Source organism: Novosphingobium sp. NBM11, assembly GCF_015390225.1.
Taxonomy (GTDB): domain Bacteria; phylum Pseudomonadota; class Alphaproteobacteria; order Sphingomonadales; family Sphingomonadaceae; genus Novosphingobium.
On the sequence record NZ_VUOG01000001.1, the window covers coordinates 662596 to 686992 of the forward strand.

Below are 24397 nucleotides of genomic sequence, written 5' to 3' on the forward strand. Positions count from 1 at the left end.
GCACGTTTCAATTGGCGCGTTCGAGCAGTTTCCGCGCCTTGCCCTCGAACTCTAGGCGATCGTTCTGATGCGTCTTTCCGCGCGCGACGGCGGTGATCCCCTGGACGAAGTCGTAGAGCGAGGCTGCCGGATGGCCTTCCTCGTCCAACACCGTCGCGATGATCTTCGCGGTGTCCGACTTGGAAAAGCCACGCTTGCGGAGGAACGCCTCGCGATCGTCATCCTTGCGGGCGACGATACGTTCCCGTGCCGCGCGGACGCCCTGCACGAAGGTCAACGGGGAGGAGTCCGCGAAAGTCTCGAGCGCCGGTGCTGCCTCATGGGCAAATCGATTGGCCGCGAATTTGGAATGGCGGATGGAGATTTCCTCGAAATTCTCGACGCCCCACAAGTTGCGGTTCATGCACACCGCGCGTAGGTAAAAGGTAGCCATTCCCAACGTCTTGGAGCCAACTTCTGAGTTCCAGCAATAAAAACCGCGAAAGTAGAGATCGGGATCGCCATTGGGGAGTTTGCCGGCCTCGATCGGATGCGTGTCGTCAACGAGGAAGAGGAAGACGTCGCGATCGGACGCATAGAGCGTCGTCGTCTCCAGGCTGACATCGACATAGGGATTGTAGCGCATGCTCGACCAGTCGAGAACGCCCGGCACTTTCCAGCGCGTGTCGGATACGCCGTCCCCGGCGATTTTCATGACGGCGCCAACAAGCTCATGATCCCAGATGCGGCCATAATCGGGGCCGGTCACGGCGCGTAGTTCGGTGCGCCCATCTTCGGTCTGAAGCATTTTCACCTGTTCACCGCGGTGGGAGAGCAGGCCATGCTGGAGATTGATGCCGGCGAGCGCCGCCGGGAGCGTCCGCAGATAGGATGCCGGCGCGCCGACGAGGCTCGAGAGCTGGCCGAAGGACCAGTTGGTGGGTGCCACCGGCCGGTCATCGCCGGGGACGATGAGCGAAAGCCGTTCGGGATCTTCGCTGCGCGCTTCGACGCGAACGGACTTGCTCTCGACCACACGCGTCGTGGCGCGTTCCGCGCGGGAACGGACGCTGTCGTACAGCTCGGTCAGCGACAGGAACTTCTCGTCGTCAGGCCGCGAGAACCATTCGGAAGACACGCGCCCGACATTGCGACCGCGAGAAATGTCGACATGGTAGGCGCCGCCGACGGGACGGCCGGCGGCAAGAGCGAGACTGGCCATTTGGGGTTCTCCTGATGGGGACGATGGAGCAGCGGCGACAGGGGTTTCACCCGACCCGCGCCACCACCCCGTTCCCTCCCTCCCCTTCGATCAGGCCTCGTCGGGCAGATTCGCTGCCCATTCGAGTATCCACGCTTCGGTGATTTGCTCGAAGCCGATTTCGCCTTGCTCAATGAGGTCGCGAATTTGCTGGCGTGCGCTGGTAAGGGCCTGTTCCCAGGGACTGGAATTTCGTGGTTGGCCGATTGGCAGATCGAGCGTCTGTTGAACTGCCCGAACGGGTTCGCGCAGGCGATCGAGCTGGCGGCCTGTCCAACGCGCCATATGATCGGCGACGAAGCGGTTGGTTTTCGATTGTCCGGACATGAGTGCGGATTGACGGGCCGCGACCCCATAGGCCTAGCTGTCGATGCTGGCGACGCGATCGCCGAAGGCAGCGAGCGATGGAAGCGCATTTCCCTTCACGCCGAAGAGATGAAGTTGCAATGTCTTTGGGAGGCGGCGATCCAGGAGTTCGATGACGGCGATCATCCCTTCGGGGCCGTGAAGATGGCGGCGGCACATCGAGCCGACGCCGAGAGGTTGGCCGAGTTGGATGAGGTCGGCGATCGCCTCGAAGGATCGGATATAGTCCTCTGGGAGACGACCCTGTACGACCGGCATGAAGCGGTGCGCGATGCCGGCGTCGCATGCGCGTATGTGACAGGCGCGATTGAGCTGGATCGTACGGGCGATCCGGTCGAGGACCTCGTCTCGATCATGCGCGACTGCTTGTTCGACGCACAGATCGAGGCTGGCGAAGCGCCGGAATGGATGGCTTGAGGCAAGCGCAATGTAATCGTCGATGGTCCAGGGGATGCCGCGTTCGCGAACCGCCAGCACGAAGCCGGCGCTGTCGAGATCGATCGATGCCAGGCCGTGTGCGTTGGCGAGTGATCCCAACCGCCATCCGCGCCACTCGCGGGTGCCGTTGCGCCGGTCCCAGCGCGAAAAGCTGTTCGCCGAGACCAGGACGGGCACCTGCATGGCTCGGGCGCGATCGAGCAGCGGACCTTCCGAGAGTCCGGGAAGTCCGACGATCACCTCGATGGCCATGAGGGTCAGACGTCGCGCGACATCGGGCGGCCGTCGTCGTCATAGCGATCGGGGTCAGCGCCCGGTATGTCCCAGCCGAACATTGAGCCGGCTAGCATGGCCGCGAGCTGGGCCGGCTTCGCCTCGAAGGTCGTGTTGATCAGATCGACGGTCATGCCATCCGGTAGCGGCGAATAGCCGGTTTCGCCGCGTTTGATGACGATCGGTTCGCCCGTCTCGGGAAGATGGGTCGCGCACATCTCGGGCAAGCGGTCGAGTACGACCAACCTGCGCGCGGCCGCGTCGAGCGTCGCCTTTTTGAGATCGCATAGCCAGGATGGCCCGAGATGGTTGCGGACCATCCTGAGCGAGCTGCCAAAGGGTTCGTAATCGTCACCGCCGTTCATCCATTTGATCGACAGCGTTTCCTTCCAGCGACGTCCGTGGCGCGCACGGAAATCGACAAGGGCGCGCCACATGGCGTCGTCCGGTTCGATCATGACGATGTTCCGATATAGGCGACATTGCCGAGACGGTCTGTCGCCTTGAAACGAATCGGCTCGGACATCATGGGCTCCCATGGCTGAATTCACCCCCATCGCCCTCCCCTTTGCTCCTCGGGCAATCGTGCGGCGGCCGGGATCGCGGGCCGTCAGAAAGGCGAATGTTGAAGGGTCTGCCGGCCGGACGGGACGGGATCGCTGCGTGAACGCTCGGTCGCGGCACAGCCGAGCGGTCACTGCTCCGCTGGCAGCCACTCGTAGAGAAGATGCCGATCGGGCTCGTGCTCATTCCCATTGGCGAACCGCACGAGCCGGCCATCACAAGCGAAGCCCGCGGCGCGCGGGAAGTCGAGATAGACATCGCCTTCGAAAATGAGATCGCCGGAGCGGACGGCTTTTACGGACCTGGTCGTCCCAAGGGCGCGGTGTCCGTCGGGTGCGGCGATGAGTTGCAGGCGGTCGCCGGGCTTGATCCGCCGTTTGAAGGCCGCGAGCGAAACCAGCGGCTCGACCTTATTGGCGTTGCCGCGTCTTGCGGCGAGTGCCGACCAATAGGTTTTGCCGATCTGCACTTCTGAATGGAACGCGCATTGCTGATAATCCTGGTAGAAATTGGACCGATTGAAGCCGAAACGCTCGATCTGGTCTCGCACCATAAGAGTGAAGGCGCGGTGCTCGGATTCGTCAGTAAGGTCCGCGGGCGAATCGAGAAGCTCGACCGTCACCTTCCGACCGCCGGCATAGCGGTCGCCGCGGCTGGTGAATCGGGCATCCCCGATAAGACTATGGAGGTGGTTTTCGATCCTGGCACAGAGCGCGGGAAGCGCTTCGCCGGGGCGATAGAGATCGCCATCATAGTGGAAATTGCCCCGATCATCATGATCGGTCTGGCTGTAAAGGCGCGGCGGCGCGCTCGCCGGCTGGGCCTGCGTCATGAGCTTGTCCTTTCGAAGAGGTCAGGCGAGGAGCGCCGGATCGAGTCCATCGGTTTCGGAGCCGTCCGTACTCCAGAGGATGCGATCAATCAGCGCGATGCCGGCGGTGATGACATCCGTTTCCGGCAGGATCATGGGGGACGTGTCGCCGTCACGCCGGACAAGGCAGTGGTGGATACCAGTACTGACGTATCGCCCGATTGCTTCGGCCTCGGCGTCTCGTAGCGATCTGCCGGGACCGGCGTGGATGAATGCCATGTCAGGCAGCCGTGGCGACCGGTTCCGGGTCGCCCACGATTTCGACATACGCGCGGCTATAGCCATGACGGCCGAGCCAGGCGGTGGCGGCTGCCTCGCCGGCTGCGACATGGAGGAGCTCGCGGTGACCCTCCCATTCCTGAAGCACAAGCGCGGCGCCGGGTGGAGGTATTCGAACGATCTCGAATGTGCGGGCGTCACTGACCGAGAAGATCTTGTTGACCGAGAGGACGATGGTCTCGCCGCTCCCATAGTCACCCTCGTGCAGCGTGAAGGTCGCTGGGTGGGGATATTGACCGGTGCCAGCGGGCGATCGCTGGGTAAGTTGCCCTTTGCCGTTGCGCGTTTCCCACGCCTGAACCTTGCGCTTGAAGCGGTCCGGCGGCCGCGGTGTCCCGTCGGAATAGCGAATGATGGCGCCCAGCGGCGCTACGTCGAAGATCGATTGGGCGGTGGCGGTCATGGATAGGTCTCCAGGTGTTGAAACCCGGCGTCGGCCGGGCTTGGTTGGGGTCAGGAGAATGATTGCGTCGATCGTTGGGGATCAGCGGAAGCCTGGTCGGCCCGAGCGGCACGTCTCAATTTGGCCGAGGCGTGACCTGGTTTTGCGCATCGTCGGCGCGCGATGCGACCCACGCCCAATAGCCGAGCCGGATATTGTCATTGGCGACCTCGGCCTTCCAGCCATCGACGGGATGATCGGGATGTTCGCCCCAGGGTCCATACAGCTGCAGGAGGCGATCCATCAGATGATCCCTCTGCTGAGTGCGCGGCTGAGCGCCTCGCCGGTGCTTTCGATTTCGATGCGGTCCGCGAAGATGGCACACCATCCGCCGCCAAATTCACCGGCTCTCGGCCTGGAGCAGCTCACTGCCCATTCGAAGCCGATCGGTGCCTTCGTGAGGGTTTCGCGGCAGCACCGATAGATGAGCTGGGCTAACGGGTCCGGCTGGAAGTCGGTGTCGCTGAAGAAGTATATCGTGCAGACAGCAGGTGCTTCGAGACTGTTACCACCCTCGAAGTCGACACCGAAGCTGGGAAAGTTCGGGTCACTGAAAATCGCACGAAAGCCGCTCCAGCAATGGGCCGGATCGGTCGGGGGAAAGATGGCGAGGAATTCGGGCGTGGGATCTGGCGGTTCGCAATCGTCCATGAGATCGGCCGCGGCTTGAAATGCTTCCTCAATCAAAGCCATTTCGGCGTTGCTGCAGGTGAAGGCAAAGCTGCCCTGGATCCAGGTGTCAGCCATGATTGCCTCCGTCAGGCTGGCGGGCCTCGACGATGACGAGCGGCGGCACAGCAAGGTCAGCGGCCGCAAAATGCGTCTCGATGGAAGCGATCGAGCCGAGGCGGCGCACATCGTCGCGCGAGATCATGACCTCGTCGTCATCTGTGACGGCGAACGTCATCTCCTCTATGCCATTGAAGACGAGTCGTTCCGGTCCAAAGCTTCCGGCGCATCCGCCTGCCCAGCGAGCGAATATCAGCTGATTGTCGCGACAGAATTGTTCGATCGCCTCGAAGCTTCCCCAGGCCACTTCGTTGGCCATCAGGGAAAGGGGTTGATCGACCGGCAGTTCGGCGACGGTAAATTCAGAGCCTTGCCAGTCGGTCGAAGCGCCGTCGCTGATGATCGCCGCTTCGAAGTCGGCGATCAAGGACCGCGGAAGCTGTCCGCCAAGCTTGATCGCTACGGAAACGCGGTCTGCCATGTACTTCTCCAGGGAAAGACGGTGGTGCGCGGATATCTCCGGGACGCACCATCCTCCCCACCCTTCCCTTTGACTTCACGATCGGGCCACGGCAGGATTTGTGTTTACCTCTTTGAAAATTGGCGCGGTTAATGCGCTGTGCTGCTCATCTGTTCGCACAATGAAGGAGTATCCCATGGCCGAGGCCGAGACGCCCGATCTCACGACGCTGACAGTCCAGCTTTTGAGCGCTTATGTTTCGAACAATTTGGTGCCGAGCGCGGAGTTGGCCGGCCTTATTCAGTCGACGCGCACGGCGCTGTCGGGCAACGTCGCGGCCGTGGAACCTGCAGTGCCCGAATTTGCGCCGGCGACGACGGCTCGCAAGAGCCTCGCGTCTCGTGATCACATTCTCAGGATGATCGACGGCAAACCGTACAAGACCTTGAAACGCCATCTGTCGACGAACGGACTGACGCCTGCGGAGTATCGGGACCGGTACAAGTTGCCGAAGGATTATCCCATGGTCGCGCCAGGCTATTCAGAGCAGCGACGGGAGGTCGCGAAGCGATTGGGCCTTGGGCGCAAGCCAGCGGCGCCGGCAGTGGTAGTGAGCGAAAGCGAGGAAGCGCCGGCACCGGTGGAGACGGCGCAGAAGGCTCCGACCGTGAGGAAAGCGCGTGTCGCCAAAGCAAAGTCGGCCGTGCCAGCCAAGGATGTGGGACTGAAGGCGGGCCGCAAACCGAAAAAGTCGGCCGCGGCTGTACCAGCGGCTTCCGCTGCCGAGACCAATGAGGCCATCGTGAAACCGACGCGGGGTCGCAAGGCAAAGACAGAGCCCGTCGCGCAGGATGCGGCAGCTAAGCCTGCAGCGAAGCCGCGTCGCGGTCGGAAAGCGGCGGTGGAAGCGGTGTCGGAAGCAAGCTGACCATGGTGGGCGGGATCCTGTTCCCGCCCATCGACCAGGCTTCAGCCTGATGGGGCGGGGTCAGCGGAACAGGTATCGGGGGAGTTGCGCGTCTCGTTGGTTGCTTGCGATGATGATGCCCCACCTTTAGCTGTCGGGATATGCAAGCCCTGCGGAAGACACTGTCGATTCGGCCTCGTAGCGACGACGGTTCCGCAGAATTCGATGCCCTGGCGCTCCTTTCGCAGGCGATCCGCAATCAGTTATGCATTCGTGCCACCTATAATCGCGGCATGGTCATTCTAGCGCCGCACATTCTCTACACACGTCACGATGCGCCCTTCGTGGATGCCATCGTGATCGAACGGAACGGTGGAGCGCCTGAGGAGGCGAAACTGGCAAGTTTCAGGGTAGCTGGGCTCAAATCAATCGCGATGACGATTGAAGGCTTTGTGCCGTTTGCCGGTCTTGATCTAAGCGACGCGCGCTATGCTGAGGGCATCATGGCGCAACTGGAACCCTAGCGGTCTGGTGACGGCGTCGGACGTTTAGTAGGTAAGACCATATAGCCGAGACTGAGCGGACCAGGATGCGACGCGCGGAGTGACGGGACCGAGCCGGCTGGTTCAGAGATAGCCGATATCGGGAGTCTTCGCCTCATCGTCATCAATCCGTGCACACGGGTGGCATCGTGTTTGATGTTTTGCCGGTTGCGCGAATCGATCGATGACGGTGTCTCTTTGAGGTCGACCAGCTGCGTGGAAGACGACATGGTACAGGAGCGTGCGGAATCCGGGGATGTGATTGCGCAACGCCGTTGGGGGATATTTGAATTTTCTCGGATGGGTCGATCACGACAGCGAACATGAACAGTCGGTCCTGCGTGCGCTCGGCGCCGCCAAGGGGCATGACGCGCGTGACGAATTGGGGCTGGGCACAATTCGCGACAGCTTCGCCGACCTGTTCTTTCCGGGGCTCAGCACCATCCAGGAACGGGTCCGCTATTTTCTGTTCGTTCAATGGTGCTGTGAGGTCGCGGCCCGGCAGGGTGATCCTCAGCGGATTATCGACGAGTTGCGCAGGACGGAAGTCCTTCTCATCCAGCGTCTTTCCGTGCTGGGGGCGGGCGAAGGTGTCATCGGTATTCAGAGCCAGGAAGATCTGGAACGGATGCCGAGCGAGATCTATTGGAACGGCCTTGCGGTGCTGGGCATGCGCCGTGCAGGCGGTAGCCGTCTGCGCTGGGCCCGGCAGATTGCCAGTTCTCGGGAGCGCGTAAAACAGGCGGCACCGAGCGAGGATGGCGGCGGCAGCGCGTTCGATATCGGTTTCGACATGGTGCGCCCGCCACCTCCGGCGGGGTTTCCGTCGATCGAGGGTTTGAATTTCGGCCTGGATACCGACGAGGCGGCGTTCCTGCGCAACCGACTTCGCAATGCCTGTGTCGACCCAGTCGGGCGGGGTCATGAATATAATTTGTTCGGTCCCTTCAGCGCTTATCGGCGGAAGACATCGGCGAGCGATGCCTGGGACCATCCGCGGGTCTCGCGGCTCCGACCGGCGGCGCGCGATCTGCTGATGCTGGGTGCGGCGTTCTCGCGGCTGATGCACGGTGCGGTCATCCTCTACAATATTCGAGTGGCCGAGTTGATGTTGCCCGAGGGCGGCAGGCTCGATGTACGCGACGCGCATGTCGCATCGTTCACCACATGGCGCGACCGTCTGTCGCCTGCCGATGTCGATCTCGTGATCAGACGGATCGGCGAGCTGCCGGCGCTCGGTGCGATCACGCGGCACAGCGTGGACCCGCATGCCATCCTATTCGTCCGGCGTTGGGCGGAGAGGTGCCTGGGACCGGATACATTGCTCTCCGATTCCGGGGCGGCGGCGCTCGTGAGCGACAGAGAGGTGTTCCTCAAAGGCGCGTCGGGCACCTCCCGGATCGCATCGCGCAAAGCCCGCGCCCGGTGGCGTGGTGAGTCGGGCAGCACGCTCGATTATCGCTGGCATGTGGCGCGGCGTTGCCTCAACGATCTGGCGGCCGCACCTTGATGCTTGAGCCACAGAAGCGTCTGTCCATCTATGACATCGTGCGGCCACCCGCTGGGTTCGCGATCGATGCGCTTGTGGTCTGCGCCTATTCGGCGTCGCTCGATACCGTGCTTTCCTTGCCGGCAGCGATGCTCGCTGATCTGCCCGGTATGGCGAAACGGAAAGCCGGGATTTTTACGGCGGTCGAGTTGGCGGCGCTCAAGCGCGTATGCGATCGGACGCTGATCTTCTGCCAGCGCGGTGCGATTCATCCCGCTGAATATCTGCCTCCGGCGATTATCGAGGCGGAGCGCATGGTCCACGAGGTGAAGGCACCGATGGGCGGTGCCTTCCATCCGAAACTTTGGGTGATCCGGTTCGTCGATCCAGCGACGGGCCGTTCCATGTTGCGGATCGCCATTCTCAGCCGCAACCTGACCGGTGATCGTTCATGGGATCTAGGTATCGTCATGGACAGCCGCGGCGCTCCCGGATCCGGCAAGGGGAATGATATCGGCGCGCTCTTGCGGGCTATGCCGTCCTGGTGCGCACGGCCGCCCGATCAGGGGCAGCTTCGGCTGATCGCGGAGATGGCTCGGGACGTTGAAAGGGCGCGGTGGCGTTTGCCGGACGGTCTTGGCGCGGTGACCTTCCATGCTTTGGGAACCGGGCCTGGCCGGACATGGGTCCAGCCGAAGAGTGATCGGCTCGTCGTGATCTCGCCGTTCCTGACAGGTCTGGCGCTTCGCCAACTGGCGGGGTCGAGCAAGCAGCCGGTCATCGTCATTTCGCGGAGCGATGCGCTCGATCGGTGCTGGGCTGCCGCACGCGACGGGTTCGCGCGGCAGGCCGTTCTGGCGGTCCCCGACGATCCCCTGCTCGCAGGCAAGGTTGGAGAACTGCACGGCAAAGCCTTGATCTGGGAGTCAGGCCGGCAGGCGCGGATGGCGATCGGTTCGATGAATGCGACCGGCGCGGCGATGGACGGGCGCAATGTCGAGGTCATGGCGACATTCGACTGTGGGAAGGCGCTGGGCGAGTCCGGCGTCGATGCCCTGCTCGACCGCCATAGCCTCGGCGCGGTGATCGAGGATTTCGAACCGGCTCAACCGGTCGACGAGAAGCCCGCGCCTTTCGACGATCGCCCCGCGCGCGCCGCGTTGTGGGACGCGAAGCTCCATATCGCCTGCACGGCATCGGACGATGGCTGGCACATCGCGCTGGTGGCCGATGGCAAGGTCGACCCGGCTTTGCCAGAGCTTCTCCCGGCCCTGCGTTTTCGCCCGGCGACGCTGTCGGCCAACCGCGCCACCCGGTGCGGCCCGGGGCTTATCTCGGGATCGCCGGCAGCCTTTCCCGGCACGCTTGACCTATCAGAGATCACCGGCTTCACGGTGTTCGAGGCGGATGGCGCCGATGGGCTGATTTCGTTCACGCTGAACCTCGAGGTGCGCGGCGTTGACGAAGAGGAGCGACGACACGCGGCGTTACGGGCGCTCCTGCCCGACCGACAGCATTTTGCCGATTTTTTGCGAATCATGCTGGGCGATTTCACGGGCCTTGAAGGGCTGGCCGGGGGTGATGGGATGGACGGCGACCCCACAGCCTGGAGGGCGTCTGGTCAGGCGGGGCTTCTCGAACTGCTCATCCGCTGTGCGACGGACGATCCCGAGCGGCTGGGCTCGATCCGGCAGATGCTCGAGAGCTTTGGTCCCGAGGAGCTGGAGACTGTCGCGTCGGAGGATTTCACGGCCCTGTGGTCGTCGGTCATGCGCGCGGCGGGCCTTGTATTATGAGCGGTCCGACGCGCTTTCAGCAGCGGACTGCTGCTTACGTCGTCAAACGTTTCTGGGAAGATGCGCTGCCGGCACGGCGCTTTCTCGTCGCCGACGAAGTCGGTCTGGGCAAGACCGTCGTCGCACGCGAAGTGATAGCCGAGGCGCTTGGACGCCGCGAGGGCAAGGCGATCGACATCGTCTATCTCTGCTCGAGCCAGCCTGTCGCCAGCCAGAACCTCAAGCGATTAAAGGTCCACGGCCATGGTGGCGCGGTCAGTGCGACACGACTGACATTGCTCGCGACCGAGGCAAGGTCGGCCGACGGCGTGCGCTATTTCGCGTTGACCCCCGATACCTCCTTCAACGTGACCGGTCGGGCCGGCCATGTGCGTGAGCGGGCGCTGCTCTTCTGGTGCCTGCGCCGTCATTTTCGGAGTCCCGGCTTTCGCGTGATAATGCAGCAGGTGAGCGATGTCAGTTGGCAGGGACGGCTGCATGATCTTCACCGGCGCCCGCCCGATCCGCAGATCGTCGACGCCTTCGCGAACGCAGTATCGACGGATGAGGATCTGTCTGCCGAGATTCGGGCGATCGCATCCGAGGCGTCAGAGGCACGCGACGCCCTCGCGGAGCGCGTGTTCCGGCGGAAGCGGAACCAGGTCATTGGCCGGCTGCGCAAGGAACTCGCGATCGGCAGCGCCGAGGCGCTGGCGAGCAATGGATTGATCATCGTCGACGAATTCCAGCGCTTCTCGCATCTTCTCGATGTGAGCAGGATCGAGACCGATCTCGCGGTCCGGCTTGCCGAGCGTTTGCTAACCGACACGCTTCCGGGACGACGCGTGCTTCTTCTGTCGGCGACGCCATATCGCATGCCCGGCGGCGCGCTCGCCCCAGGTGAGAAGCCTTACGATGATTTCGTCGGACTGGTGCGGTTTCTGGCCGGAAGGGATGCGGCCATCGCTCTGGAGAGCGCGCTCGACGCATTTTCGCGTGCGCTCCGGGCGCATCCGCCAGTCGAAGCGGAGGTAATGCAAGCACGCGATGGAGCGCAGGCTATTCTCGGCAAGATCATGAGCCGGACCGAACGTACGGGATCGACGAAGCGGGCGGATGGAATGGTTGCCGAAGACGTGCGGGTTCTGGCGAGCGAGCAGGAAGATTTGGCTGGTGCGATTTCCGCGCGGCGGATCGCGCGGCGGCTGAAAACCCGCGACGGTGTCGAATACTGGAAATCGGCGCCGTACTTTCTCGATTTCATGCGTGAGTATCAGTTTCGGACCGCGTCCGTCGCAGCGACCGGCGGCGATCGACGGTTCGTCGCGAAAGAAGCGAAGCGTGGGAACCTGCTGCTCGATTTGCCCGCATTGCGTCGGCTCGATCCGATTGCGCCGCCGTCGGCGCGCCTGCGTGACTTGATCCGCGACGCGGTGCCGGCCGGTGCGGAGCGGCTTTTGTGGGTGCCCCCCGGCCTGCCCTACATTCATCCCAAGGGCCTGTTCGCCGGGGTCCCCATAGATCTCAAGCGCCTGATCTTCACGGAATGGCGGTTAGCGCCGGACGCGATCTCGGCGATGATCTCCTATGAGATGGAACAACGGCTTGCTGCGAATTTGCGCGGGACGCGGATCACGCGGATTCGTCGAAACAGTCGCGAAGTTGGTCAGCGGCACAAGCGGTTTGGCGAACTCGGCGATACGCTGCGTCTTGGCCGACCGGGTCGGGCTGCGTCGGACCCGACGCTCGGCATGGCACCACTTGCCTTGCTGCTGCCTTGTGCCGCGCTCGCGGCGCTGGGCGATCCGCTGTCTTTCGCGCTGAGCGAGGGGGCTGCGATCGAGCGGAGCGCGTTGCTGGGCGCCGTCCGGAAGCAGATCGTGCCGGTCTTGCGATCGCTCGGAGGCGGCGGCTCGGTCGGGCGAATCGATGAGCGCTGGTATTGGGCGGCGCCGCTATTGATCGAGGACCGGCAAGTGGTTGAAAGCTGGTTGAGCGCTGATCCTCTGCTCAGCGAGGGCGAAACCGGCCCGGCCGACCTCGATCGTGTCCGCGAGGCGATTCAGGCAGTCCTGGACGATCCGGGGCAACTTGGCCGGCGGCCGCGCGATCTGGCGGACATGCTTGCTCGCCTCGCGATCGGATCGCCCGGCATATGCGCCTTCCGCTCGCTGGCGCGAACATTGCGGGGAGAAGTTGCCGGCAGCATGCTCCGGCGGGGCGCTTACCATATCGCCCGTGGGTTTCAGACGCTGTTCAACCAGGGTGAGGCGACCGCTGCGGTTCAGCTGCAATATCCGGGGCGCAAGCGCGTCTATTGGCGTCAGGCCCTTGAGTATTGCATCGATGGCAATCTGCAGGCGCTGCTTGACGAACATCTCCATTTTGAAGCCGATGGGCTGTCCATGTTCGAAGGGACCGCGGAGGAAAAACTCGAGAAAGCTGCGAAGGCGGTCCATGGCGCATTGACGCTGCGCCGGGCTTCCATCGAGGTGCGCGGGCTGGAGCGGCGGCGGCGGCGCGGCAAGAATGGACAGGATGTCGAAGGGGTTCGGCTTCGGTGCCGGCATGCGCTGCGATTTGCCGAGATCAAAGAAGCCGATGGCGCGGTCAGTCGGTTGGATGCGGTCCGGTCCGCGTTCAACTCGCCGTTCCGACCATTTCTGCTGGCATCGACCGCTGTTGGCCAGGAGGGCCTGGACTTCCATCCCTGGTGTCATGCGGTCGTTCACTGGAATTTGCCGGCTTCTCCGGTCGAGCTCGAGCAGCGTGAGGGCCGTGTTCATCGGTATAAGGGTCATGCGGTGCGGCTGAATGTCGCGCGAGGTATTGGCCTGTCCGGCCTGGTTGCGGCTGGGGTCGCGGCTGACGAGGATCCCTGGAGCGGCATGTTCGCGCTTGCTGCGCAGCAAGATATGGAGAGCGATCTCGCGCCATGCTGGGTGTTCGAGCGCTGTGACGAGCCAGTCCAGATCAGAAGGATCGTGCCGGTGCTCGACTGGAGCCGCGAGCATGATGCATGGCCGCGGCTGCGCAACAGGCTGGCCACCTATCGCCTAGTGATGGGAATGCCGCGCCAGGATGATCTGCTCGAAACCCTGGAGCGCAACGGTATCACACCGGATCAAGCCCGGGCTTGGAAGATCGACCTGTCGCCGCCGAGGTGCTGAGCTCAGACTTCCGGCGGTTGCATGGCATATCTCAATGCCGAACTATATCCAGCACGCAATACGCCGTACTTTGAGGGACGTTCTTGCCGAGAAATATAATATGCGGCTTATCGAGCGCGCGGACCGTCGCTCCATGTGGTGTGAATTGTTCGAAATGTCTACGAGCCGAAGCAGACATCCCGCCGCGATCCACAAGACAGGACATTAGGAATTAGCGGCTGCCGCGGCTAAGCTGTCGAGCGATTGCCTGACACTGAAGATCCTGACACTGAAGATAAGGTCTCCCTGCCGATGCGATTGCTGGCCAGCATTGTCCTATCGAGCTGCGCCGTTCTTGCCTCGGGAACGGCGCTGTCGCAGGAGACCATGCCTGAGCGGCCTCTGGTCGTGACCGTTCGACAATTCGAATGCTTGCGCCGTCAGGCCGATACCCTGAAGATTGGTCTCAAGGGCGCGAGTGTCGACTATGGGACCTGTCCGCCGATCGTCGAGGAAGGCTATTACCCGGTGACGCCGAGCCAGACTAAGCGGCATTTCATGCCCGCCGACATGGATTGCCTGGTGCGCGCGCGGCGCGGCCGCAGCGGCGTTGCCTTTGCCCGGCCCGGCGGGAAGGTCGCGATCTATCTCAATCCCTGCGGCGTGCGATGACCGCGGGTGCGGGGCGAGCAGCGCTGAAGCGGCTGTTCGGCCGAATCGGCGGTTTTCTCAAGCGCGTCGTCAAGCACAAGGTGCTGGTGGCCACGGTCGAGCTGACCGCGGGTTTCGCGGTCATCGTGACGGTCGTCGTCATGTGGGTGATCTACCTCGACCAGCGCGAGGATGCGCGCGTGCTCCAACACAAACAGATGGCTGTGGAGATGCTGACGCTCAGCCACAATGAGAATATTGTCCGTGCGCGGTTCAAGGTCACGCATTTCGTGCTCGAGCACAGTCGGCAAATACATCTGGCGGCCGCGGCGCGGTCTGGGCAAAAGTCGATGGCAATCCCAATGGACGATGCGGCGCGCGAGGCGTTCGTCACGATGACGGACTTTTACGACGAAGTCCTGAAATGCCGCGAGAGCGGCGAGTGCGACGCCACGATGATCGACCTTTGGTTCCGTTACGACATCTGCGGCTTCACGGAGTTCGCGCAGCTCAGTGCGTTCCCCGCGCTCGTCGACGATTTCGGCACGGATTATGGTGAGCGGTTGATCCGCTATCGGCAAACCGCCTGTCCGCGGAAACCCGTCTAGGGCAGATCGAAGATCCAACCGGGTTCCTCGGCGAACTTCCTGCCGCTTTCGCGGCCGGCCGCGCGGCATTCGGCGTCATCCATCGGCTTCGGCGGAAGGCCGACCGTATCCCTCGCCTCGTTCAGGACGCGGCTCGCCTCCGCGCAATCACCGAGGATCTCGTCCATGCCGATCTCGACTTCTAGCCGGAAGGTGATGAGACGCAGCGCTGTGTCGGCATCGGCCTTGTTGAAGCGGGCGATGAATGCCTGCACCCGCATCGCCTCCTGGATCGGGGCGATCGCGTCGATCCGCCTGATAGCATCCCGAAACGTGCGAGTATTGGCGAGCAATGACGTTTTCGCGGGCTGGCTCAGGTAGGTCGTCGAGGCGGTGAGGAAGAGAAGCGAGGCAAGTTCGCTCGGCGCAAAATAGGCCCCGGGATCGTCGCCCAGAATCGAGCGGATATTCTCAAGTTCCGCAAAGGTATCGTGCATGTCCGCCAACGTCCCGGGCGTCGCCGCCGGCTTGCCGCCCAATGCCGTGAAATCGTAGCGCCGCATGGCGATCGCCATTCTGATCACCGCACGCAACCGACCGCCTGCCGCTGTTGCAGGTGCAAGTGCCGCCAGCCGACGGTCCGCAACGGCGAGATCCTTGATCGTTGCCGTGCCGTTGCCATAAGCGAGATCAACCGCGTCGAAGATCGCCTCGAGATCCCTCTCGACCAGCGCCAAGCGATGATCGTCCGCTGCGCCGCAATCTGACCGGGCCGGGCCGGTAAGCAGCGGCTTGTCGAGCGCCTTGCGCGATGCAGCGGCGGGACGCAGCGCGAACTGGTCCTTGTTCACAGAATTGAGCAGCAGTGCCGGCAGGCCGAGCTGCTCGATGACCGCACGGGTGCTTCCAAGCCTGCAGACGGTCGGACCATGCGGGCCATCCTTGCCGTCGTCGACAAGCGAGGCGGTAGCCAAGGCATAGAGCGGTGCCTCGACGATCGGTGAATCGCCGACCACCGAAATTTCGGCGAGGATGTCGGCCTCGGCCTCGGTATCGATCAGACGGAACTCCGTTGCCGAATGATTTGCCGCCGTGAGGATGTGGCCGGCTTCGTGGGCGAGTTGAAAGCGGATGGCGAAGATCGTCATCGAGAACAGGTCGGCTGCGCCATCGTCCAGCGCCTTGGGACTCACCTTGGGTTGAAGCGACGTGATGAAATCCGTGATCGCCGTGTCGAAGCATTCGGGTTTTGGGCGGTGCCGCGCGACGCAGTCGCGTGTGCGCAGGGCGATCTGGCCATAATCATGATCGGGATCGGCCTGATAGAGCAACTGCAACAGCACCATATTGCATTGCGCCTGGAAGTAGCGGGGTGGAATCAGAATGCCCTTCCAAGCTTCGACATAGCGCGGGCCTAGCAAGTTCACGTCCTTGCTTGCGAAAATGGTGATGGGCGCAAACACCTTCTCGTCATTAGTGGGAAGGCGGTCCTTCAGATCGGATTTGAGCCAGGCCCAATCCGCTGTGTGCAGCCGATCCGACAGTGATTGGCACGAGTCGGTCAGCGCTTTTGCCGGGCTGGCAAAGCCGAAGGCGGCAAAAACTACTAGCAGGAGGGGCGCGCCGCGGCGGCCTGCAATCTGAAACAAGAGGCGCAACATGGTGCCGTCGCCAATCTTTCTTCGTCGATGAAAAGGACCCAAGTGATCAAATCGGCGCGATCACCCGGAGCGAGAATGTCGGCCTGACGGCCCGGGGTCAACAACAGCGACTTGAATGCGGCTTGAAGGATCGGCTCGGCAAGCAGTTCTGGGCCTTCTTGTCCGCTGTAACTGGTCATCGTCAGCACCATCAAAGCAGGAGATACCGCGTTTGGGAAGTTTGCGGATGACGCCCGCAAGGTGACCGCACCGCTCGGACGTCGGGGGCCAACGGATGTACACTGGTCCGGTCTCGGGATTAAGCATCAGGATCAGATGAAAAGCATTCACGGTAGATTGATCCTCCTCGGCCAAGTCGCTGAGACGACGATCGAAGCATTTGCGCGGGAGGCTGGGGCCTTCATAAGAGGCGGTATCGACCGAGGGGCAGTGCCGAAATGGACAGGGAAAGACTAATCGAACTGCTACAAGGGATGCTCGAGGCCGATCTCCCACAGACACGGCGCATCATCGAAGGCGCCTACGAACAGCTTTGCGAACCTGGCGTCGATGACATGCTTGCGGCTATCGCCGCGGAAACGGCCGACGAGGGGCTGCGAGAAGCCGTTGCGTGGCATGCTGATCTTATTCGCGAGTGTCGCGACCTCGGCGTGGATGCAGGGGTCGGCGCGGTACAAGCGCGACAGACCGCGCGCGCCCTTGATGCAAGTGCCATGGAAATGGCGAAAACGCCACGCTGGCAGGAGATGCGCGCGACGGCGGAAGCCTATCCTGAAATCCTGACCGATGCCTTCGATCGCCACTTACGCATGATGATCGACAATATCCAGGCACACCGGGAGTTCATCGAGGATCATCGCACACACGGCGCGGTCGAGGCGAGCCGACTCTACGGCGTCGAGAAACCCCATGTGCGCGTCAATTTAGACATGCTGCCTGCGTTGGCTGGACAGATCATGGAGGCGTTAGAGGCGGAAGAGGCCCAGGACAGTATCTCCTCTGAGCGCAAGGCAGCGCTCATTCGACTTCTGCTCGGCGAGGTGGGTCCCGGTGAGCATCCCGAATTCTGGGGCGCGATGCAGGATCGCCTTGGTAATCTGTTGAGGCAATTGGCGGACCAGGGATCGACGATCGCGCACCTCGACGACGCGATCGCTGCCTTTGACCTGGCGCTTACGGTACGAACTGAGTTGGGGATGCCGGGCAGCTTTGCGAGTACGCAGAATAATCGCGGTATCGCGCTGCAGGCCAAGGCGGATGCGTCGAAAGACTTTGGTCTGTACAAATTGGTGTTCGCGGCATTCGAGGCCGCGATCCGGGTCTGGACGCCCGAGGCCTATCCCTATGACCACGCCATCGCTCTTAACAACCTTGCCGATGCGTGGCGGGCCTATGGCGACCAAACCGGAGACGCGCGAGCCTATTTCAATGCTCTTGAGATGCTTGAAACCGCCGAACGATATTGCACGCGGCGGAAATTTGCGGCGGCCTGGGCGATCTTATGCGCAGCTGCGCATAAGATCGCTTATCGCGAGGTCGCGGTAATGCGCAGGAACGCGGCGAACGCCCGTAATACCGGGGAACATTTCGCCACGTCCTTCACATTATTTCATAGGGTGTCGAGCCACTCTATCAGACTGGCATCCCGTTTCCACGACGGTGGCACGTTGCTCGCCACTGGCGCACCCACTTGTTCCAGCGCCTTGCGCTTGGTCTCCAGATTGGCCTGTGCGTAGTGGTTGGTGGTATCGAGGCTGACGTGCCCCAGCCAACTGCGGATGACGGTGATGTCCACCCCGGCCGCGACAAGGTGGACGGCGGTCGCGTGCCGGAAGCTGTGCGGAGTCACATTCTTGGTCAGAAGCGACGGCACGGACTTGGCAGCTTCTTCTACATAGGCGGCAAGTTTGAACCGCACTCCCGAAGCCCCCAGCGGCTTACCGTATCGATTGACGAAGATCCGCTCGTCTGGCGCACGCGGGTGGCGTTCCAGCAACTTCCTGAGCAACGTCACAGTTTCCGGCCAGAGTGGGCAGATCCGTTCCTTGCGTCCCTTGCCATAGAGGCGCGCGCAGTACGGCGCATCGAACCGGATCGCGTTGGAACACAGATCGAGGGCCTCCTGGATGCGCGCGCCGCTGTTGTACAGGAATGAGAGCAACACATGGTCGCGCATCCCTACGAGGGTCGTCCGGTCGGGCCGGGCGAGGATCGCCTCGACCTCGCTCGGCTCGAGATAGCAAGGTGCTGATGTCGGTTCCCGCTTGAGCGGGACGGTCAGGACCTCGGTACATTGCGCGACGTATTCAGGATCTTTGTCTGCCACGAAGCTGAAGAAGCTGCGGATCGCGGCAAGACGGCAGTTGCGTGTGCCGATCGTGCCCCCGCGCTCATGCTCGGCATGGTGAAGGAACGCGCGAACCTCTCCGGCCGAGATGTCGGCCAGTTTGATCCGCGCGACGCCGCAGCCATTTCGCTCCGCGATGAACCGCAGGAGCAGCCGCCAGGTGTCGCGATAGGATCGGATCGTATGGATCGAAGCACTGCGTTGCTCGGCCAACCATTCCTGGAAGAACGCCCGCAACAACGCGGGGAACGGATTGCCCTTGGTCATGGCCGCACCTCCATGGTGAGGCATCGGGCACCGACGGCACGGAACCGCTCGCTTGCTTCCTGCAGCAGGTCCTGCGTGACAGTGATATAAACCAGCGTGGAGTGGATGTCCCGGTGGCCCATGTAGGTGGATAGGAAGCGCAGTTTGTCCTGCGGATTGACGCCAGATCGATACCATTGGAGGATTCGGTTCACGACCATCGAATGGCGCAGGTCATGAACGCGCGGCCCCGTCCGCCCGGATGGGGGCTTGAACCCGGCGCGGCGCATGACCTTGGTGATCATCGTTGAGACCGACACCGGGGTATAGCGATCATTGAAGTGCTCGTGCCAGAAGAGCCCGGATTGGGGATTCTGCGGCGCACCAGCGCACCGCCTTTCATCGATATAGTTGCGTAACTCGGCCACGACGCTTGCGTTCAGCGGCAAGATTCTGGTCTTGTAGAACTTCGTTTCCCGGATCGTGATTGTGCCCGATTGAAGGTCAACATCGCCCAGATCGAGCCCAGCGAGTTCGCCGCGGCGCAGTCCGGCACAATAGGCCAGGACCACCATGGTGTAGAGAACCATCGGCCGCAGCGGCGCATCCGGTGACGGATAGGACCGGGCAGTGTCGAGCATCTGCTGAACGTCGGACGGGCTAAAGATATGGGGCCGCCGATGTTCACGTGCTACTTCCCGCTCCAGCCGGGCGTTGAAGCGTTTCGGTGGGATGCTGGGATCAAGGCGATACCGTGCCTTGGTCAGGAGGCGCCCGAGCTTCTGGCATTCAGCCGCGTGATTGCGGGTTGGTTTGGCCGCTTCCCAGCGCGCCAGCATTGTTTCAAGCGACGCTCCGGCAAGTTCGGGATTCGCCTGAAGGAACCGATCGAACCGTAACAGCCAGTGAGCCTGCGTCTCATACTGGTAGCCTCGGCTGCGCATCAACGCGACATGATCGCGCATGAAGTTGCCAAGAACGCTGCCGTAGGGCGCAGGCCGTCGCAATGCGGAAAGGGCCTCGTCGGGATTGGCCGAAGCCAGCGCCCGCCAGATCGGCTTGTTCTGTTTGACGTTGTACTGAGTGCGCAACAAGGCGATGGGGTTGTTGGCGATCAGCCCGATTTCAACGAGGTGGTCGAGGAAGCGGTCGACAATGCAGACCTGGTTCAGCAAAGCCGAGAGTCGCCAACGCTTTTCCATGTCCTTCAGCCAAGCCTCCAGCATTGGTCGATCTACTGCTGTATGCCGCAGAGCGGCTTCCTCAAAGCTGCGGAGGAACCAGCGATAGGTGGGTCTGCTTGCCGGCCGGAACTGCGATATTTCCAAGAAGGCGTCGATGACGGTGTGTTCGGGATCGTGCCAGGCGCTCATGACAGCACCTCCGATCCGGGCACTTCGAGCGCCACGGCTCGGAGATCTTCGGTGGCCAGCTTGAGATAGGCGTTGGTGGATTCGGTGGATCGATGCCCGAGTACGTCGCCGATGATCTTTTGCGGAACCGACGCCCGCAGCAACTCGACCGCCCGCGCGTGGCGGAACACATGCGGCCCTCGTTTTCCTGGCAGCTCGACGCCTGCAGTTGCCAACCGCCCGCGGATCATGCCGTACAGGTTCGTCATTGCGATATAGGGTGCGCAGGATCGGACGAAGATTTCCCGCACATCAACCTGGGGGCGACCAAGGCGCAGATAATCGAGCAGCGCCTCACCAACCGGCGCCATAAGCGGCATGTAGGAGTAAGCATTGGTCTTCGTGTGACGGATGCGCAGGGATTCTTCGCGCCAGTTTACGTCCTCAAGCCGAAGGCGGCAGATCTCGCCTTGTCTCAGACCGTATGTGGCAAGCATTTGAAGGATCGCATAATCGCGCAGACCCCGCGGCGATCCGTCCTCCTTCGTCGCGGCCAACAATGCGGCGATTTGGCTTTTATCCAGCGTGGAGGGCACATCTTCGTAGGCATAGAGCATAGGGCCGATGATGTGAGGTGTGAGATCGGACGGGATGCGCCCCGTCCGGTGGAGATAGCGGACCACCGAGCGGAGCCGCTCAGCGACATCGGCCAATGATTTGCGCCGTAAGCCAGGCGCGCGCACGTCCATGTAGAGATCGACGTCCACGATACTCAAAGCTTCGAGGCTGGCAGCACCGCCGCGGTCGAACTGCCATCGCAGGAAGTTTCGCGCCTCCCACATCAGCGCCTCAATGGACGCGCTTGCCAAGCCGCGCTCCTCACGCAGCCATGCCTCGTATTCGAGGCAAATTCCATGTCGATGCACGGCGTCGGGGCCGATCATCTCTGCATCCGGTGGCCATTTGCCTTGAGCAAGCCGAAGTAACTTGGCGATTACGGCGCGTGGCAACATATGCCATCGCGCACTGGGAGGTCGGCCGTACTGGACCTCAAAATCCTGAACCGCATAGCAAAAATACTGATCGACCTGTGCCGGCGTCACCGTCTCGACCGGCATGTCGCACTCGGCCAGATAATCGAGGAATGCGCGGGCGTAGAGACGGTGGTTCGCCACGACCACGGGGTTGTAATTCTGGATTTCGAGAAAATTCGTGATTTTGGCGATCAACTCGTCGTGCAACTTCAACATGCTTGCCTCCTCAGCTGGTCCAGGGACCGCCGAGGTTCGCAACCAGTATAATGCGCAGCAACTGCGCCCACTATCACGGGAATTCGGTGGCTACGCCGCGTTCCTGCGCATTACCGCGACCTCGCGATAAGCGATGATCCAGCGCAACATCGGGGTAACGAATTTCCGCCTCGCCGAGCGAGGGCTTGGTAATGATGCGCTGGCTAATGCTATCGACCGGCTGCGACAGGCGATTGCCACGCTCGAGTTGGTGGACGATGCCCCTCTCCTGGTCACCAGTTGGCATGACCTCGGCAATGCCCTGAGACTGCAGGGCGAGCGTCGGGCCGATGCCGACATTCTACGCGAAGCCGTTGCGCTGCTGCGCCAGGTCGCGGATGTCCGGTGGCAAGCGAAAGAATTGAACCTGCATGCAGCAACCCAGGCAGACCTTGGCGCGGCGTTGTTCAAACTCGGCGAGGTTGAACCAGGAGCGACCTATCTCGTCGAAGCTATCCTCACCTGCCGTCTCGCTGCCGCAAGGCAGGCGGCCCTGTCGGGCACTGACCAGGAACTCGCGACGCGCAATACGCTGGGTGCCGCGCTGCGATCGCTAGCCTTTCGCGAAACGAGTCCGGAGGCGGCGCGGGACGCGGTGGAAATCCTCGAAGCCGTGCGGATGGCGGCAATCGCAGGTGGCACCCAGGCCTTACTGATATCGGCGACGAACAACCTGCTCGCGTCGCTGATCCTTCTCGCAGATCTTGCCCAACAGCCGAACCGTCTTGAAGACGCCATCGTCCTCGCCGAGGAGTTTGTCTCCGACGACCTTCGGCATCGATCGCCAGGCGAATGGGCGACGATCATCAGCCATCTGGCCGAGGCGCAATGCGCCCTGGGCCGGATCAGGGCGGACACGTGCCTTCTCGCAGCGGCCGCTACAAATTACCGCCGGAGCCTCGAAGAGCGCACCGAAGATCGCTGGCAAGTCGGCTGGGCGGCGACACAAAATAATCTGGGTACTGCTCTGCGCCTACGCGGCGAGGCCGAGGCGGACCAGCAACTGCTGGAACAGGCCGTCGACGCTTATCGCGCGGCGCTCCGGCATCTCGACCCAAACAAAATTCCACTCGAATGGGCCCGCGCCACCAAGAATCTCGGCAGCACCTATTCGAGGCTCGGCCGTTTCGACGACGCGGTGGCGCTGTTCGATGGCGTGATGGCACGCCTCGTTCCAGTCATCGGGTCGGCGAAATCGATCGAGGAAGAACACGCCTTTCTGCTCGAAGCTGCCGGCATCGCTGACGAGACGGGCTTCGCCCTGATCCGACTGGGACGAAACGCGGACGCCCTGGCGGCTGTCGAACGAGGCCGATCCATATTGCTCAATCAGACGAGCGGGCGCGGCTCAAGCGACCCTGCATTGGCCGCGCGCGAGCACTGGCGCAGCAGCAGCGAAGCTGCCCGGCGGCAAACCGGTATCGTTCTGGGTATGTCGGAAGCAGAGTTGTTGCGCGAAACAGGGCCGGTTGAAGCCCATGCGGCCCTGCACGCCCTCGCCGACACAGCCCATGCCGTTTTGCGCGAGCTTACGCGCGACGAGGTCGATACCCGGTTGCAGCTTGAAGATATGATCAACACGGCAGGTCCGCCCGGAGGGGCGATCGTCGTGCTCGTTGTGGCCAACGCCGGCGCAGCAGCCATTTGCCTTACTGGTGGGACCGACCGAACGATGTGCGCATCCGTGGTTGAGCTGCCTGGGGTTACGGCTGACACCGTCAACGCCCTGCTCATCGATCCGGCGTTTCCTGGAGCCGGATGGCTGCATCGATATGCGAAGCTTTATGGTGATATCGACGACGTCGGATCGGCCCAGGCCCTGGCACAATGGAACGCTTTTGTGGGTCCGTTTCTGGAACGGCTTTGGGATCTCGTCATGGGTCCCGTCGATACGCAGCTCCAGTCTGCGGGTGTGGTGGCGGGCAGCGAGATTACTCTTATCGCACCGGGACGCCTGTCAATTCTACCGCTCGCTGCTGCGCGCGTCCGGGAGAATGGCGGTTGGCGTCATTTTGTGGAGAAGTGGGCGACCAGCCTTGCACCCAGCATCGGTACGGCGGCGAAAGCGAGGCGCAAGATCGCCTCGCACGATTCTAGGACGGCTAGACTCCTCGCCGTGACCGACCCTCTTGGCGACCTGGGCATGGCAGAAAACCCGGCTTGGGGTTTTTTCGCACCGGATGCGCGCCTTCGGCTCGACGGATTGGCGGCAACGACGGAGGCGGTGATGCGAAACCTGCCAGAATATTCCCACCTCAGCTTCTACGGCCATGGCGAATGGGATGCCGAAGATCCGGAAAACTCCGCGCTCATCATGGCAGGTGCCGATCGGCTCTCAATCCGGCAACTGCGGATGCTCGACATGCAGTCGTCGCGCCTCGCAATCCTTGGCGCCTGTGAAACCGGCGTTATCGGCGTCCATCAATTACCCGACGAGTTCATTGGCTTGCCTGCGGCGATGGCCAAAGCCGGCGTCCCGGCTATCGTGTCGACGCTCTGGCCGGTCGATGCCGCCAATACCGACCGCCTGATCCGATCGTTTCTGGCGGCGCATCTCGGAGGAGAATCCCCTGCGAGGGCGCTGCGACGTGCGCAGCTTACGGCGCTCGCCGGCGACGCGGGGGGCACAGTCGACCGGATCGTTTTGCAAGGTGCAGGCAGCCAGCCGACCGATGGTCCAGCATTGATGCGTTCGAGCGAGCCGGCCATGTGGGCGGCCTTCACCGTGACGGGGGTGTGA

At 62.4% G+C, this 24397-nt stretch carries 22 protein-coding genes; 8 read left to right on the top strand and 14 right to left on the bottom strand.

Going from position 1 to position 24397, the window contains the following annotated elements; all coding sequences use genetic code 11:
• Positions 1-7 precede the first annotated feature (7 nt).
• From F1640_RS03185 to F1640_RS03225, 10 genes are all read right to left on the bottom strand, one after another.
• Positions 8-1201 carry a DUF932 domain-containing protein gene (locus F1640_RS03185; RefSeq protein WP_194917715.1) on the bottom strand — a complete coding sequence of 398 codons (1194 nt, stop codon included), beginning with the start codon at positions 1199-1201 and terminating at the stop codon, positions 8-10.
• 90 nt (positions 1202-1291) lie between these two features.
• Positions 1292-1567 (bottom strand): hypothetical protein, encoded by a 276-nt coding sequence (locus tag F1640_RS25765; protein WP_309229184.1) that lies wholly within the window; start codon positions 1565-1567, stop codon positions 1292-1294.
• Positions 1568-1600: 33 nt separating this feature from the next.
• Positions 1601-2296 carry a hypothetical protein gene (locus tag F1640_RS03190; protein ID WP_309229185.1) on the bottom strand — a complete coding sequence of 232 codons (696 nt, stop codon included), beginning with the start codon at positions 2294-2296 and terminating at the stop codon, positions 1601-1603.
• Positions 2297-2301: 5 nt separating this feature from the next.
• A complete protein-coding gene (locus tag F1640_RS03195) occupies positions 2302-2775 on the bottom strand; it encodes a hypothetical protein (RefSeq protein WP_194917716.1) in 474 nt (157 codons plus the stop codon).
• 236 nt (positions 2776-3011) lie between these two features.
• The gene (locus F1640_RS03200) at positions 3012-3713 is read right to left on the bottom strand and encodes a hypothetical protein (protein WP_194917718.1); all 702 of its coding nucleotides are present in this window, start codon (positions 3711-3713) and stop codon (positions 3012-3014) included.
• Positions 3714-3734: 21 nt separating this feature from the next.
• Complete coding sequence (locus F1640_RS03205; protein WP_194917719.1) at positions 3735-3971, bottom strand: hypothetical protein; 237 nt, start codon at positions 3969-3971, stop codon at positions 3735-3737.
• Position 3972: 1 nt separating this feature from the next.
• Positions 3973-4434, bottom strand: a complete 462-nt coding sequence (locus tag F1640_RS03210; protein WP_194917720.1) for a hypothetical protein — start codon at positions 4432-4434, stop codon at positions 3973-3975.
• A gap of 115 nt (positions 4435-4549) precedes the next feature.
• Positions 4550-4717, bottom strand: coding sequence for a hypothetical protein (locus tag F1640_RS03215; protein WP_194917721.1), 168 nt, complete (start codon positions 4715-4717; stop codon positions 4550-4552).
• Positions 4717-5220, bottom strand: a complete 504-nt coding sequence (locus tag F1640_RS03220) for a hypothetical protein (protein ID WP_194917722.1) — start codon at positions 5218-5220, stop codon at positions 4717-4719. Before F1640_RS03220 ends, F1640_RS03215 begins: the two co-directional genes overlap by 1 nt.
• Complete coding sequence (locus tag F1640_RS03225; RefSeq protein ID WP_194917723.1) at positions 5213-5683, bottom strand: hypothetical protein; 471 nt, start codon at positions 5681-5683, stop codon at positions 5213-5215. Before F1640_RS03225 ends, F1640_RS03220 begins: the two co-directional genes overlap by 8 nt.
• Before the next feature lie 175 nt (positions 5684-5858).
• Between F1640_RS03225 and F1640_RS03230 the strand changes: the two genes are divergently transcribed.
• The 7 genes from F1640_RS03230 to F1640_RS03260 all read left to right on the top strand — a co-directional run bounded on the left by F1640_RS03230 (position 5859) and on the right by F1640_RS03260 (position 14783).
• Positions 5859-6590, top strand: coding sequence for a MucR family transcriptional regulator (locus F1640_RS03230; RefSeq protein WP_194917724.1), 732 nt, complete (start codon positions 5859-5861; stop codon positions 6588-6590).
• A 140-nt stretch (positions 6591-6730) separates the two neighbouring features.
• Positions 6731-7093, top strand: coding sequence for a hypothetical protein (locus F1640_RS03235; RefSeq protein ID WP_255530188.1), 363 nt, complete (start codon positions 6731-6733; stop codon positions 7091-7093).
• A 280-nt stretch (positions 7094-7373) separates the two neighbouring features.
• Positions 7374-8621 carry a DUF6361 family protein gene (locus F1640_RS03240; RefSeq protein WP_194917725.1) on the top strand — a complete coding sequence of 416 codons (1248 nt, stop codon included), beginning with the start codon at positions 7374-7376 and terminating at the stop codon, positions 8619-8621.
• 74 nt (positions 8622-8695) lie between these two features.
• Positions 8696-10396 carry a phospholipase D family protein gene (locus tag F1640_RS03245; RefSeq protein ID WP_194917726.1) on the top strand — a complete coding sequence of 567 codons (1701 nt, stop codon included), beginning with the start codon at positions 8696-8698 and terminating at the stop codon, positions 10394-10396.
• Positions 10393-13545 carry a helicase-related protein gene (locus F1640_RS03250; RefSeq protein WP_194917727.1) on the top strand — a complete coding sequence of 1051 codons (3153 nt, stop codon included), beginning with the start codon at positions 10393-10395 and terminating at the stop codon, positions 13543-13545. Before F1640_RS03245 ends, F1640_RS03250 begins: the two co-directional genes overlap by 4 nt.
• Positions 13546-13911: 366 nt before the next feature.
• The gene (locus tag F1640_RS03255) at positions 13912-14196 is read left to right on the top strand and encodes a hypothetical protein (RefSeq protein ID WP_194917729.1); all 285 of its coding nucleotides are present in this window, start codon (positions 13912-13914) and stop codon (positions 14194-14196) included.
• Positions 14193-14783, top strand: coding sequence for a hypothetical protein (locus F1640_RS03260; RefSeq protein WP_194917731.1), 591 nt, complete (start codon positions 14193-14195; stop codon positions 14781-14783). The genes F1640_RS03255 and F1640_RS03260 overlap by 4 nt, the downstream gene beginning before the upstream one ends.
• Here the strand turns inward: F1640_RS03260 and F1640_RS03265 are convergent.
• The 4 genes from F1640_RS03265 to F1640_RS03280 form a co-directional block, all read right to left on the bottom strand.
• Positions 14780-16423: a hypothetical protein gene (locus F1640_RS03265; RefSeq protein ID WP_194917733.1), complete on the bottom strand. Its 1644-nt coding sequence runs from the start codon at positions 16421-16423 to the stop codon at positions 14780-14782. The two genes, F1640_RS03260 and F1640_RS03265, sit on opposite strands and share 4 nt — an antisense overlap.
• A 1609-nt stretch (positions 16424-18032) precedes the next feature.
• Positions 18033-19037, bottom strand: a complete 1005-nt coding sequence (locus tag F1640_RS03270) for a tyrosine-type recombinase/integrase (RefSeq protein ID WP_194917584.1) — start codon at positions 19035-19037, stop codon at positions 18033-18035.
• Positions 19034-20389, bottom strand: coding sequence for a tyrosine-type recombinase/integrase (locus tag F1640_RS03275; RefSeq protein ID WP_194917586.1), 1356 nt, complete (start codon positions 20387-20389; stop codon positions 19034-19036). The genes F1640_RS03270 and F1640_RS03275 overlap by 4 nt, the downstream gene beginning before the upstream one ends.
• The gene (locus tag F1640_RS03280; protein WP_194917735.1) at positions 20386-21618 is read right to left on the bottom strand and encodes a site-specific integrase; all 1233 of its coding nucleotides are present in this window, start codon (positions 21616-21618) and stop codon (positions 20386-20388) included. The genes F1640_RS03275 and F1640_RS03280 overlap by 4 nt, the downstream gene beginning before the upstream one ends.
• A 133-nt stretch (positions 21619-21751) precedes the next feature.
• On the opposite strand from F1640_RS03280, the gene F1640_RS03285 reads away from it, so the two are divergent.
• On the top strand, positions 21752-24397 hold the full coding sequence (locus F1640_RS03285; RefSeq protein ID WP_194917737.1) for a CHAT domain-containing tetratricopeptide repeat protein: 2646 nt from the start codon (positions 21752-21754) through the stop codon (positions 24395-24397).